15 protein-coding genes are annotated in these 14,042 nt (G+C 41.8%); all 15 read right to left on the reverse strand.

Going from position 1 to position 14,042, the window contains the following annotated elements; translation table 11 throughout:
* Positions 1 to 15: 15 nt before the first annotated feature.
* The gene (locus tag C0W29_RS15795) at positions 16 to 1,242 is read right to left on the reverse strand and encodes a beta-ketoacyl-ACP synthase (protein WP_045042893.1); all 1,227 of its coding nucleotides are present in this window, start codon (positions 1,240 to 1,242) and stop codon (positions 16 to 18) included.
* Positions 1,239 to 1,964 (reverse strand): 3-ketoacyl-ACP reductase FabG2, encoded by a 726-nt coding sequence (locus tag C0W29_RS15800; protein WP_036791627.1) that lies wholly within the window; start codon positions 1,962 to 1,964, stop codon positions 1,239 to 1,241. The genes C0W29_RS15795 and C0W29_RS15800 overlap by 4 nt, the downstream gene beginning before the upstream one ends.
* Before the next feature lie 9 nt (positions 1,965 to 1,973).
* Positions 1,974 to 2,435, reverse strand: a complete 462-nt coding sequence (locus C0W29_RS15805) for a hotdog family protein (protein ID WP_045042892.1) — start codon at positions 2,433 to 2,435, stop codon at positions 1,974 to 1,976.
* Positions 2,428 to 3,657 carry a beta-ketoacyl-[acyl-carrier-protein] synthase family protein gene (locus C0W29_RS15810; RefSeq protein ID WP_045045332.1) on the reverse strand — a complete coding sequence of 410 codons (1,230 nt, stop codon included), beginning with the start codon at positions 3,655 to 3,657 and terminating at the stop codon, positions 2,428 to 2,430. Before C0W29_RS15810 ends, C0W29_RS15805 begins: the two co-directional genes overlap by 8 nt.
* A 17-nt stretch (positions 3,658 to 3,674) precedes the next feature.
* Positions 3,675 to 4,286, reverse strand: a complete 612-nt coding sequence (locus C0W29_RS15815; RefSeq protein WP_080895421.1) for a DUF3261 domain-containing protein — start codon at positions 4,284 to 4,286, stop codon at positions 3,675 to 3,677.
* Position 4,287: 1 nt separating this feature from the next.
* The gene (locus C0W29_RS15820) at positions 4,288 to 6,618 is read right to left on the reverse strand and encodes an MMPL family transporter (protein ID WP_308810768.1); all 2,331 of its coding nucleotides are present in this window, start codon (positions 6,616 to 6,618) and stop codon (positions 4,288 to 4,290) included.
* A 25-nt stretch (positions 6,619 to 6,643) separates the two neighbouring features.
* Positions 6,644 to 7,330, reverse strand: a complete 687-nt coding sequence (locus tag C0W29_RS15825) for an outer membrane lipoprotein carrier protein LolA (RefSeq protein ID WP_045045296.1) — start codon at positions 7,328 to 7,330, stop codon at positions 6,644 to 6,646.
* The gene (locus tag C0W29_RS15830) at positions 7,317 to 7,757 is read right to left on the reverse strand and encodes an acyl-CoA thioesterase (RefSeq protein WP_045045295.1); all 441 of its coding nucleotides are present in this window, start codon (positions 7,755 to 7,757) and stop codon (positions 7,317 to 7,319) included. Before C0W29_RS15830 ends, C0W29_RS15825 begins: the two co-directional genes overlap by 14 nt.
* Before the next feature lie 118 nt (positions 7,758 to 7,875).
* Positions 7,876 to 9,432 carry an HAL/PAL/TAL family ammonia-lyase gene (locus C0W29_RS15835; RefSeq protein ID WP_036791616.1) on the reverse strand — a complete coding sequence of 519 codons (1,557 nt, stop codon included), beginning with the start codon at positions 9,430 to 9,432 and terminating at the stop codon, positions 7,876 to 7,878.
* Positions 9,422 to 11,110, reverse strand: a complete 1,689-nt coding sequence (locus C0W29_RS15840) for a glycosyltransferase family 2 protein (RefSeq protein WP_045045294.1) — start codon at positions 11,108 to 11,110, stop codon at positions 9,422 to 9,424. Before C0W29_RS15840 ends, C0W29_RS15835 begins: the two co-directional genes overlap by 11 nt.
* On the reverse strand, positions 11,107 to 11,478 hold the full coding sequence (locus C0W29_RS15845; protein WP_045042889.1) for an ApeI family dehydratase: 372 nt from the start codon (positions 11,476 to 11,478) through the stop codon (positions 11,107 to 11,109). Before C0W29_RS15845 ends, C0W29_RS15840 begins: the two co-directional genes overlap by 4 nt.
* Before the next feature lie 17 nt (positions 11,479 to 11,495).
* Positions 11,496 to 12,893 (reverse strand): AMP-binding protein, encoded by a 1,398-nt coding sequence (locus C0W29_RS15850; protein ID WP_045045293.1) that lies wholly within the window; start codon positions 12,891 to 12,893, stop codon positions 11,496 to 11,498.
* Positions 12,894 to 12,930: 37 nt separating this feature from the next.
* The gene (locus tag C0W29_RS15855; RefSeq protein ID WP_045042928.1) at positions 12,931 to 13,494 is read right to left on the reverse strand and encodes a COG4648 family protein; all 564 of its coding nucleotides are present in this window, start codon (positions 13,492 to 13,494) and stop codon (positions 12,931 to 12,933) included.
* 5 nt (positions 13,495 to 13,499) lie between these two features.
* Positions 13,500 to 13,757, reverse strand: a complete 258-nt coding sequence (locus C0W29_RS15860) for an acyl carrier protein (RefSeq protein ID WP_036791606.1) — start codon at positions 13,755 to 13,757, stop codon at positions 13,500 to 13,502.
* Between the two features lie 5 nt (positions 13,758 to 13,762).
* Entirely contained in the window at positions 13,763 to 14,020 is a 258-nt protein-coding gene (locus tag C0W29_RS15865) for a phosphopantetheine-binding protein (RefSeq protein WP_036791603.1), read from the reverse strand.
* Between the last annotated feature and the right edge of the window lie 22 nt (positions 14,021 to 14,042).

The following is a 14,042-nucleotide window of genomic DNA, read 5'->3' on the forward strand; positions in this document are numbered from 1 at the left end:
TACCAAGGGATATATTTATAAGCGTTTAAAAATTAATGAAGTGTTAATACCGCCAAAAGCAAAGTTATTACTCATGATGTAATCACAATCAATATTTCGTCCTTGGCCTTGAATATAATCAAGTTCACCACAGTGTGGATCTGGCGTCTCTAAATTCAATGTTGGGTTAAACCAGCCATTGTTCATCATTTCAATACTCAGCCACGCTTCAATAGCACCACACGCCCCTAAAGTATGACCAAAATAACTTTTGAGGGTACTAATAGGGGTTTGGTTACCAAAAATATTGGCCGTCGCTTGGCTTTCTGCAATATCACCTTTTTCCGTCGCAGTGCCATGAGCTGAAATATAGCCAATATCCTGTGGCTGTAACTGTGCTTGTTGCAATGCCATTGTCATGCATTGCTGCATCGTTTGTTGCTGAGGCTGGGTAATATGTGTTGCATCACAATTAGTCGCAAATCCAACCACTTCCGCTAAAATAGTCGCGCCTCTATCTAACGCATGTTGATATTCCTCTAATACTAGTGAGCCAGCACCTTCACCAATCACTAATCCATCACGGTCAATATCATATGGGCGTGGGGTTAATTTTGGGGTGTTATTTTTAAGGCTAGTAGCAAAAAGAGTATCAAACACCGCTGACTCTGTTGGACACAGTTCTTCGGCACCACCTGCCACCATGACGGTTTGATAACCATGTTTGATGGCCTCGTAGGCATAACCAATGGCTTGACTGCCGGAGGTACATGCGCTGCTTGTTGGGATCACTCGGCCGCGTAAGCCAAAGAATAGGCCGACGTTAACTGCCGCGGTGTGTGGCATCATTTGTACATAAGTGGTTGCGGTAATTTCTTTGGTGGTTTTGTCGTTAAGCATCGCGCCAAATGCACCAATAGCTGGCGTGCTACCTACAGATGAACCGTAAGCGATACCAGTGTTACCATTGGTAAGTACATCATGGCCTAACAAACCCGATTGGGTGAGTGCTTGTTCACTCGCGACTGTAGCGAGTTTTGATACACGCCCCATCGCGCGCAGTTGCTTACGGGTATAATGCTTAGGCACATTAAAATTGCTAATTGGGGCTGCAAGCTTGGTATTTAAACCGTCATAGAGGGCGTAATCGTCCATATAGACCACTGCATTTTCGCCCTCACGCAATTTTTGTTCCACTGTTAGCCAATCTTGACCCAGAGCCGTTACTCCCCCCATGCCTGTGATTACAACGCGACGGTTCATACTAAACCTCCATTAATAGAAATCACTTGGCGAGTAACATAAGCTGCAATATCGGACATTAAATAACTCACTAATCCGGCAACCTCTTGGGGATCACCCATGCGGCGCAAGGGGACTTGTGGTAGAGCATGCTGTTTAACATGTTCATCAACCATGCCGGTATCAATCAAACCAGGGGCGACACAGTTAACGGTAATTTTACGTTTAGCAAGTTCAAGTGCCAATGATTTTGATGCGCCAATAATACCCGCTTTGGCTGCACTGTAGTTGGTTTGACCACGATTGCCAGTAATGCCTGACACTGATGCTAGAGTAACAATACGTCCACCTTGGCGCAGTTGTACCATTGGCATGACACATGGGTGGAGTACATTATAAAAGCTATCAAGATTGGTATGAATAACGCCGTCCCACTCTTGTGCTGTCATGGCTGGAAAGGCGGTATCGCGAGTAATACCAGCATTACTAACTACGCCATAATAAGCACCATGTTCAGCAATATCTTGTTCGAGATGCTGGCGACATTGTTCGCGATTGCTAATATCGAATTGAATGGTTCGGCCTTGGCCTCCGGCATTAATAATGGCAGCAAGAGTAGTTTCGGCACCTGCTTGATCACTCATGTAATGCACAGCAATGGTAAACCCATCTTGTGCAAGTTGGATAGCGATCGCTCGCCCAATTCCTTTACTAGCACCGGTTACAAGTACATGTCGAGTCATGAATTATTCCTATTTTTTAGTGGTAAGCAGGGTTGCTACTTTTTCTTCAGAGGGAAGATATGCATTGAGTTGACAGCTAGCAATCGTTTGTTGTTGACTGATAATTTGGCAACTAAAAACCGCCATATTATTATCTTGTATTAAACGCTCAGCATAAATATCAAGCACAACTCCCTGATTAAATTGTGACCATTCACTGTGATAACGGCGACAGCCGAGTAAAAAGCCAATCGGGGCAGGTTTGCCTTGTTGCCATGCATGATAACCCGCCCAACCAGCAATTGTTTGTGCCATTAACTCAATACCTACATAGCCCGCAACACTCTGAGAATGGTTATCAAAAAAGAGGTTATCTGAACGGATTGTCACTTGGCAATGTACATTTTCCACATCAACACTGATCAGCTCATCAATTAATATCATTGGAGCGTCATGGGGCAGTAATTGTGCTAACGGTGGCATCTTAGTCATTAACGTATCCAAAAATTAAACTGATGTTATTACCACCAAAAGCAAACGAGTTACTCAGTACTGCTGCTGTCGTTAATGGTAATGGCTGTTTTACGAGTGTGATTGGCAGCAACGGATCTTGGTGACCATCATTTATTTGTAATGGTAACGGTAACTGATAAGCAAGAATATACCAACAAATCGCAGCTTCGACGGCACTTGCCGCGCCGAGAGTATGACCCGTGAGTGGTTTGGTCGAGCTAACCGCGACCTCGGTGCCGAATACGCGTGCAATCGCTTTGGCTTCCATAGCATCGTTAAGTGGCGTCGCAGTGCCATGCGCATTAATGTAGCCAATATCATTAGGTTTTAACCCCGCATCAGCTAATGCATTTCGCATTGCAACTTCTGCGCCATTACCCTCAGGGTGAGGGGCTGAAATATGATAAGCATCAGAGCTATCTCCCCCCCCTAAAAAAGCAATTTGTGGTTGTGACGATGCTAGTTGGTTATTGGTTGTAGCAGGTGTGAGTGCTAACAACATAAATGCCGCTGCCTCACCGATATTAATCCCGTCACGATTGACACTAAATGGATTACACCGCTGAGAGGATAATGAATCTAAGCCATGAAATCCATTCAGGGTTAGTCTACACAATGTATCAGCACCACCAACAATAACTGCGTCTGCTAAGCCTGCTTTGAGGAGTCGTTTAGCCGATAAAAAGCTGCGTCCACTTGAAGAACAGGCCGTTGATATTGTGTAAACCAAGCCGGTTAAGCCAAAATAATCCGCAATAAATTGCCCTGTATTGGCGGGCTCTTGCTGATGATAATGGTAGTTTTCAGGTAAGTGATCTTGTTCTACAAGTTGTGCTAATGCTCGTTCACCATCACTGATGCCAGAGGTTGTTGTACCAATAATCACTGCAATACGATCATTACCAAACTGTTCAATAGCTTGCTGTATTTGAGGTGCGATTTGTTGTAATGCTGATAATGCCAGACGATTATTCGCGGTATTTTGGTGTGGATATTGGTGTTCATCTATCGCAGTTAATGGCGCAGTCACTTGGCCAATGACTGTTTCACTGCCGTCATTGAGCCAGCCTGATACCGTGCGCATATCAGGACTAAACCCTGCAACGAGTCGGTGCTGGATCTGTTCAGAGGTTGCACCTAAAGCGGAATGAAAACCACAGCCGCGGATATAGACTGGCGTTGTGGGTTGATTATTTTTCATAAGATCTCGTGCTGACATTATTGACGCTGATATTGTAATGTTTTTATAGTGATTGTGTAATTAGGCTTGTGATTAACAAACGTAATGACTCCTTTTAGTTTATTTGCGTTTTGGTAGTTAATATCGGCTACAACGACACCTTTATTGTCGACAAGTTGGCGATGGTTTGCTGTTTGTTTTAATTGCCAGCCGATCTGTTGTAATGGTTGCTGCCATGCTGAGAGTGGCCATAGGGTGATCATCATATTGAACAGTACTTGTTTTGGTTCTGGCAGTGTTGAACCTAATCCTGGCATTACATACGTACTTAGCTGGTGGTTGGTATAATCTAAGCTAAGAATACGAGATCCCCATGATGAAAAACCAGCGAGCGCTAATGCCTGTGGCGTGACTTGTAACTGAACCGGTAGTTGATGGCTTGTTTGATGCCACGTAGCTGTGATTAACTGATTGGCTGTTAATGAATAGCCTAATTGTGCCGGTGTCGGTAAAGTAACAAATGTGTGGCTCGCAATCTTAACTTGATTTGACTGTGGTTGGGATATTGTCGCACAGCCAGAAATAAACACTGTTGTTAGTAATGCAATTAAGTAGCGATAATTACCGTTATTTATCATAAAACGAGACATATCATTTAACTCCTATATTAGACGTCGCTGGGGATGATGGCGTCATGGCTAAAGGTGCTAATAGCCATGCAATAACAATCCCAGTCAGTACGGTAATACCAAAACTATGAATAGCTTGAGTAGCACTTAACGCTAATAATCCAAATGATAATACTGTCGTTAATGCTGATAAGGTAATGGCTAATAATGTTGAACGGCGATGATGATTGTTATCAGTTGATTTTAATTCAGCAAAAAAGAGACTGTAATCAATCCCAATTCCTAAGATTAATATCAGCGCCAGTAAATTAAACAGATTTAATGGCGTGCCACTAATACTGGTGATAGCAATACCCGCACAACCGCCAATGAATGACGGTAGGATCATTTGTAGTCCTTTTTTGATGCCATAACGCCATACTAATAACGCTAAAATAACCAGGGTTGCTGCAATTAATAACTCTGTTACTCGTTGGCGGTATTGTCCAAAAAGGTGCGATACTTCATCAGCTTTATTGAGATAGCTTAACTGACTATCTTGTGCTGTGAATTGTTTAATTGCACTAAGCTGGTTTACACCAGATAACAAAATAACCGCCCCATAAATTTGTTCAGTGGGTGATTGATTAATTTTACCCAGCCAAGTGAAACGCAGTGGTTTTGATACTGGCGAGGCTAAATATTCGGCGATAGTTAACGGTTGAAACGTCGCTGTAAATTGTGGTGGCTGGCTTAATTTAATTTGTTGATCTAACGCGAGCCCTTGCTGTTGATATAATTGTTTAACTAATTCAAAGTTATGCTTTTGAGCTGCAATCGATGGTAGGTAATGGCCGATACTTTGGTAGCTATCAAGTTTGTGAGTAGCGACTAATGTATTCAGTTGCTGATCGACGGCAGCTAATTTAGTTAATAGATCCTGTGCTGTTTTTGCTTTAACTAACAACATTTGCTGACCACTGCTTACGCCGGTAATGGCTTTTATGGTTGCTTCTTGTTGTTTGAGTTGCTGCGGCAATGCTTGAAGTTGGCGAATATCATCATCATAGTGAGTATGGTATAAGCCGAGAATAGAAGCGATTGCCAGTACTAATGGCACACTCCAACGAACGCTAGGTATATGCCACAGTTGTAGCCACGCATTGAGTAATTGATGGCAAGGTAATGGTCGTGGTGAGCAAGGTTTTGATGCCAAGCTTGGATACCAACAGACAACAGTTGCGTAAGCGGCAATTAAACCAATCGCTGAAAACAGCGATAATTGTTGTAGTCCAGGGAAAGGTGCAACTAACATCCCCAAATAGCCAATTAAGCTGGTAATTAGACCTAAGCTAATGGCCACAAAAATATGCTTGAGCCCTTGGTGTGGATCCCAATCTCTACCGGCTGCTAATCTATCGGTGAGATAGTGGAAGGCATAGTCAATCGAGACTCCGATCAAGCTAGCGCCAAACACTAAACTAAACAGGTGTACTTTGCCAAAAATGGCGACTGTACCAACAAATGCAGCAATTAAACCACAGCTAATTGACAGTAGAGCTAATGTTAATGGTAATGGACTGCGGTAGACAACCACTAATAAAACGATGATCCCTAATAACGATCCTAAACCGATAGTACTGATCTCTTTTTCTGCACTTTGAGTGCCGTGAGCCGCATAAAAAATCACGCCAGTATGTAAAATATCTACTTTTTCAGTCGGCGTAGAATACTGGTTGATGATCTGCTGTTGTAACGCATCAAGTGCAGGCAATTGGTGTTGTAATTTAACACTATAGGGTGAACCCGCGAGTTCAGCGGTAATTAATGCGTAATGACGTTGATGATATTCCGTGGTCAAAAAACCTTGATTGAGGCTGAAATGCCCGCTTTGTGCACTTAATTGCGTTAAATAATCGCGAAATAATAAAAAGGGATCATGTTTAAGCTCGGCACCGGTAACTCCAGAGAAGGGATTATACAGCGCTTGTAATACTTGTTCTGTTTGTTGTTGCGGGTTATGTGCTAGCCGTTGTTGTTGTGCTGGGGTTAATAGCTGAAACCGTTTAGGGTAATACAGTTGTGCCCATGCTTGCTGCTGGCTATTGCTCATTTTTGCATCAATATTAGCAAACAATCCCAGTTGCGCCAGTTGATGGCTAAATTGTTCAGTTGCACTGATCATGGTCGCACTATTGGGGCTACCAACTAAAAACACCACCTTATTACTCATGCTGGTGGCGATATGATCAAATGCTTGTTGGGCAGCAGGATCTTGGTGATTTGCGGGTAATAACGCCAGAATATTGGTTTCGATAGGTAGTTGTTTATGCGCAGTGAGTTGGTAACCTAAACCAGCGACCAACAGCAACATAATCAACAGCCATAACTGGCTAAGTTTAGAATTTGAAAACACGTTGTTCTTCTGTGGTTAGTGTTGCTGGCGTCGTGCGTTGATGACTAAAAGTAATCACTGTTTTATCGCCACGAATTTCAGCCAATGTTAGATGATTGATGAACTTGCCACCTTGAAGTGTAATGCTAGTAAATACTTTATTTAATGGTGCTTGTTTAGGGATGAGTACTAATTGCCATTGATTGTCACTATTGCTAGCGTCGGAACTGTTGTTATCAGGGACTAATGTGGTCAGTTTTAAGGTAAATTGCTGATCTAATGCTGAAGTATCACCGTTAAAGAGTGCGAGAAATATATGGCTGAAATAAAACACCATTGGATTTTGAGCGGCCGAGATGATCTGTGGCGGTTGATTATCAAATTGCTGGCTAAGTTTATTGTTAGTGAGTACTAATGAGACCGCCATCGGAGCCGTTTGATGCCACCATAAGCCATTGTTTGCCGCAATTAAAAACTCACCATTAGATAGCAGTGGTTGGTTAAACATTGCCATGGTTCTCGTTTGACTAAAATCCCCTCGAACAACCTTGGTGGCAGAAAGCGTATGTTGGAGTTCACCTAAGGTCATCGCTTGCGTTGATAAACTGGTGATAGCTAATACGGTACACAGCAAGCTATTACGGCACCATTTAATGGCTGTCATTAATGCTGTTGACTCATTGTTTATCATGCCAATCCTTTATTTTATCAGTGAAAACAGTGGGTGAAGCAAAACACATTTCGTGATTATCAATCCCGACAGCGACTTGCATTGTATAGCCTTTTGTCATTCGAACATTGGTTTTAGCATCATAGATAACATAATCAACTTTGAGTCGATTCTCCCATTCAGTGAGGGTTGCTGTGATACGAATACGGTGATCAAAAGGAATCGGTTTAACATATTTTACGCGCGTATCAATGATAGGCCACAAATAACCAGAGGCTTGCATATCACGATAACTATAATTAATTTTTTCCATCAATAGTCGGCGTACTTCTTCAAAAAAACGGAAGTAATTACCATGATAGATAACGCCCATTGGATCGGCATCTTGAAAGTGGGTCGTTAACGTCAGCTCGGCAGTCAGTAATGGTAAAGAAGGATCTTGGTTCATGAGTTACTCAATCATTGTCGAAGTTAAGACGATAAATAAATGCTAACAATAATCAGGTGGCCTTGCGATAAGGTCAAGGCCACGTAAGATCAAATAAGTGTTAACAGATCATTAGCGATCAATATAACGACCAATGTTGTTGTTGGATCTTGCTAATGAAATAACGTAAATCTTGTTCTAATGGACGATCTTCAATGACAAATTCAAAATCAGCCAGTACAGCTTGTTGCATAGCTTGTAACGCTGGGCTGATATTAATATCTATAAGTTGATGATCACGTTTACGTAACTCAATGGCTTGAGTTGCTGCTAATAGTGACGCTGCGGTGACTTGCTCGGTGAGTTGTAATACGCGTATACAGTCGCGAGATGCGATGGTGCCCATGCTGACTTTATCTTGGTTATGGCACTCAGTTGAGCGTGAGAATACACTTGCGGGCATGGTGTGTTTCAACGCTTCTGCTGTCCATGCTGAAATACCAATTTGAACCGCTTTAAAACCATGGTTTATTGGTTTACGTTCACCTGTCGCACCCGTTAAATTAAATGGCAGTCCGTTATTGAACTTATAATCCATCAATTGCGCCATCTGGCGATCTAACAGATCGGCTATGTTGGCAACGGCTGTTTTTAGGGTATCCATTGCCATTGCAATATGACCACCATAAAAGTGTCCGCCGTGCAGTACGCGCTCATTATCACCATCAATAATAGGATTATCATTGGCGCTATTGAGTTCATTCTCGATCATTTGGCGTAGCCACGGCAGACTATCTTGTAGTACACCAATAACATGCGGTGCGCAGCGTAGTGAATAACGATCTTGTAAGCGATCACTATTACGTGGTGGACGTTCAGCTTGGAGATCCGAACGCAGCCAGCTGGCAATTTGTTGTTGTCCTGGGTGCGGTTTTACAGCAAATAACGCTTCATCAAAATGGAATGCATTGCCTTGAATACCCACCGATACCATTGCCGTAATTTTAGTGGCTAATTGGGCTAAATATTCTGCGCGTTTATAAGCAATACATGCCAATGCCGTCATAACCGAGGTACCGTTCATCAGTGCTAAGCCTTCTTTTGGCTTGAGTTTGATAGGTTCGATACCGAGCTCTTTAAAAACATCAGCGGTTGGTCGAATTTGACCTTGATAAATAACTTCGCGTTCGCCTATTAGTGTTGCTGCAAGATAAGATAATGGCGTTAAATCACCACTGGCACCAACAGAGCCTTCTTGAGGAATACGTGGGCTAATATCGTGATTGATCAGGGTGACGATTTGGTTGAGTAGCGGATGGCTAACACCAGATACACCCTGGGACAGTGAGCATAGTCGAGTTGCTAGCACTGCACGTGCTTGTTGACGATCAAGATCTTCACCTAAACCACAGCCATGAAAACGGGTAAGATTTAGGGGAAGATCATCGACAAGGTGGGTTGGAATTGCAACGGTACATGAATCACCGTAACCCGTTGTTACTCCATAAATAACCCCTTCTTCTTTTAATAATCGTTCCAGAAAGGCGACCCCGCGATCTATTTTACTGGTAAACGCAGCATCGGTGTTCATTTCTGCTGTTGCCCCATTGCTGATTGCGACTACATCTTCAATGGTAAGTCGTTCAGCGCCAAAGCGAATAGTTTGTTGGGGGATTGTATTTGCGTTATTTATCATCTTTTTTTCCACTGAGCTGCCAAAAGTTAAAAAAGTTATACCATTGTAATGGCGCTTGTAGCGTGTAGTGCTCAAGGCGAGTCGCATAGTGTTCAACCACAGCTTGGAGTGCGGCATTACGAGTGGCGCGTGGTAAAATTATTTGTTCACTAAAAGCTTCAAAATATACATTAAAATGAGGTTGGGGTTGGCTGTCATCACGCAGACCAAATAATAGATAAACTGGCGTCTTAAGTATTGCTGCGAGTATAAAAGGGCCTTGCGGAAAGGGGGCTGCTTGTCCAAGAAAATTAGCCCAGCTGACGCGAGTTTCATTAGCTACAGAAGTTCGATCGCCAACGATGACGACCCACTCTCCACGTTCAATTTTTTGCTGGAGTATGATCGCTGTATCGGCACCAAGTTGATTAACATGGATCAGATTTAGGTTAGCGCTAGGATTAATTGTTTTCATGACATTATTAAAACGTGCAGCGTGCTCGGTAAAAACTAATGCATTAATTTTAATATTTTTATGCCGTTGGCTTAAAGCTCGGCATAATTCAAGGTTACCTAAATGGGAGCCGAGAATGACCACACCTTGTTTACTCGCAACGATATTATCAAAGTGATGTTGACCATGGATGGTGAGATTATTGGCGTTATAATCACCTTTCCATGCCGCGAGCTTATCAAGGGTTGTATGACCAAATGATAATAAATGTTGATAGCTGGAAAGATCATTTGGTAATTGAAGTTGTTGTTGCTCGGCATAATGCTGTAATTGTTGTAAATACTGCTCTGAAGCATGGCGAGCTGTTTTACTGGTTAAATAATAATAGCCGATCACCACTTTCAATAACCCATTAACGACTTTTCGACCTAATAAGCTATAGATTGATAATAAGAATTTGATACCTAAAACAGTACCGCGCTCACCTCGGCTTGACCAGTGCTGGGAGCGATATTGATGCCGTTTTAGTAATTGAGGAATACGGGGTAACATACCGCAGAATAACTTGGTATGCATCCAACTGATTTTGATATTATCCCATACAGCATCAAAATGAGAAATTCCATTCTCGGGGTAAATAACCTTAGTATCAATAAACCGAATCGAACCATTATTCCAATAGAAATACACCATAATTTCAGTGTCAAATTCCATTCGTTGACCTAAATGATGTTGCTTTAGAATGGGTATTATTGGTTCAATAGGGTAGCAACGAAAGCCACACATACTGTCTTTAATCTCAAATGAGAGTGTTTCAATCCATACCCAAAAATGGGTGATATAACGACCGTATAAGCGTGATTTAGGCACTGAATTATCGTAAATAGGTTTGCCTGAAATCAGTGCTGTTGGATGTTGATTAGCCGTGGTGAGCAAATCATTAACGGCTGTTAAGTCATGTTGTCCATCAGCATCTATTTGGATTGCGTGGCTATAATTATGTTGATGGGCATATTGTATTGCAGCTGTTACTGCACCGCCTTTGCCCTTATTTTGAGGTAGGGTAATAACAGTGACATTATTACGCAGTGCCTGTTGCGTCAGGATATCTTTGGTCGATTGATTACTGCCATCATCAATAATGATAATTGGATGAGCAAAAGTTTGTAATCCATCAATGATGGCCGGTACGGTATTACCATGGTTATAACAAGGAATAATAAAACATGGATGAAACCAACTCATGCTTTGTTCCCCATACTAATCTTGCCTGAAGAATGGATAACTGTTTCATTTTCTGGTGTTACAGAACTAAAATTAAACTGTAATTTTTGTTTTTCAGCCACCCAGTCTAATGTCAGGACGATAGTGCTATTGGGTAAAATAGGTTGTTGGAATTTGATCACATCCATTCCACCAAATTCAGATGGCATATCATTAAAATAATGACGCGCAAAATGTACCGCCCAATCAATTTGACTGACGCCAGGTAAAAGAGCAAAGGTTTGAAAATGTCCCTTGAAATCATCTAATCCATCATCGGCACATAAAGTAATAACCGCATGATGATCAACAATATGGCTGTTGAGTAAGGTTGGCATTGGTCTGTTCATTGGTCGTTATTACTTCATTAGTTGTGGTCATTAAATAGGTTTTCAAGATCGCGCATCAGGCGTTTCCCTTGACTATTTAATGGAATTGCTGCAATTGTGCGAAAGCGTCGAGGAATAGCAATTGGCTCTATCCATTGACGTAACTGTTGGCGTAATAATAGCCAAAACTGTCCTTTTCCTACTCGCTCTAGTTGCTCTGTACCTTGGGCTGTTAGGGTGATCACTGCGGCGATTTGTAATCGTTGTTGTCGTTCTAATGGTAATACTGCCGCCTCATCAATCCAGGCTAACTGACATAAACGTCGTTCGATTTCAGTTAGCGATATGCGTTTTTCTTCTATTTTAATGATTCGATCGGTACGGCCTTTGAGTTCAAAATAATGATCATCAATTAATAGGCAGTGATCACAGGTTTGATACCACTGATTAGGATCAACAAAGGGAGAACGAATTTTTAAACATTGTTCGACATTAACCGCGATTTTAACCACATCAAACCGTAGCCACGGTGTCGTAGATTGCTGTTGTTGGCGATAACCAATCCCCCCCGTTTCGGTACTACCAAAGACTTCAAACGGCAGTGCGCCTAAGAATTGCTGGCAATGTTGCGCGGCGGCAAATGGTAATGGGCCACCAGATGAAAAAATGGCGTTATAAGGAGTAGAAGTAACGCTATTATTGAGGCGTTTTAGTAGTGCTGGACTACTGATTAAAATGTTACTTGTTGAGGCTTGGGCTTGCACCTGTTCCGGATAGTCGAGATTAAAACAATCAAAACTACGACCGCAGCACAACGGCCATAATACGCGAAATAATAATCCATAAATATGTTGGTGCGATACGGTACTGCAAATATGGTTGTGTTGTAACTGTTGTCCCCAGATTGCTTCAAGTTGGGCGATTTCATTGTCGAGTAAATCAAGGGTTTTTATAATCGCCTTGGGTGTGCCACTAGAACCTGAAGTAAACAGGGTTAATTCAATATCAGCCAGTATTAATGTTGGGAACACTGCCTTTGAGGTTAACGCTTGATGCTGGTGGATCAAGGGGCTTAGGTTGATGGTTACTAACGATGCTGGAATTTGCGTATCAGTATCGTGCAATAACACATCAAAATGCGGGCTTAATTCAGCCAGTGCTGCTGGTTGATGGTTACTCGGTAAAATCAATTTTTTATTAGCGTGAATAACAGCCATAAAAGCAACGGCAAAGATGTAACTGTCTTTACAGCAAATGGCAAAGCGTTGTTGTTTAGTTAGCGCTAATTGTTGGCTTAAACTAAAAACATGCGCTTGAAACTGAGGCCATGAGTGCTGTGTTGTACCATTAATGGCCACATTATTGAGATGATGAGTAGGGCGCTGCATTAAGGTTGATAATGATGTTAAAGCAGAAGGGGATATAGCTGTATGCATAGCCGTTCTCTAGTTTTTGATAAAAGTTAGTGCTTACTTATTGGGTGTTTTTATTGCGATACCATTGTCGGCATAACCATTCGATACCAAATAAGCTTCCCGCTAATATATAGCTGATAAAGCCATTGTATAATGTCCATATATGCAGTGGCATAAAACAAGTTATTAATGCAATAGTGCCATTGATAATAAAAAATACACACCATATTTTAGTGACATTACGGGTATAGCTTACGCCACTTGCAGGTAAATCAGGCTCTTGTATACGTGCTAAACGCTCAATTAAACTTTGCTGTTGCCATAAGCTGCTACTAAATAGCCCTAGCATTAAGATATTGACAATAACCGGATAGTATAATAATAACCCTTGTTGGCGAAATAATGAGCCTAATGTAACTAAGGCTATTCCAGCGCCACCGCTTAACCAACCAATATACTTTAGTTCTTTAAGTTGCGTCTGCTTTGCTGCAATGATCCGTACAATGAAAAATACTGCCAGCAATGCACCTACAGTTGCTAATCCCCAGCGGCTAATGCCGTAATAAACGGCGACAGGGTAGGCGATCAGTGCTAAGGCTGACAATATTGTTAGCAGACGCATTATCATTATTCAGCCTTGAGCAAATCAGCAACTGCGATAACGACATCATCAACGGTGCGTACATTTTTAAATTCATCGGGCTGAATTTTTTTGCCAGTAAGGTTTTGCAAGCGTACAACAAGGTCAACAGCATCAATACTATCAAGATCAAGATCTTGATAGAGGTTTGATTCTAAATGGATATCCTCAGCATCAAGTTCAAATAGCTCGACTAAAAGTGCTTGGACTTGATGAAAAATTTGGTCGTTATTAATTTGAGTCATAATAATTACGCTTTGTTCTGTGAGATATAATGAGCAAGGTTAGCGATTGATGCGAAGTGTTGACGGGTATTAGTGTCATCAGCATCAATAACAATATTGTATGTTTTCTTGATTGCCAGTCCAAGTTCTAAGGCATCAATAGAATCTAATCCTAGACCATCGTTAAAAAGCGGTGCGTCGGTATCGATATCCTCAACAGTAATATCTTCTAAATTTAACACATCGATAATTAACGTTTTTAATTCTGTATGTAGTTGTTCCATGTTACCTGCTTGTATTAAGGGT

It is taken from the genome of Photobacterium kishitanii, from assembly GCF_003026355.1.
Lineage (GTDB): Bacteria > Pseudomonadota > Gammaproteobacteria > Enterobacterales > Vibrionaceae > Photobacterium > Photobacterium kishitanii.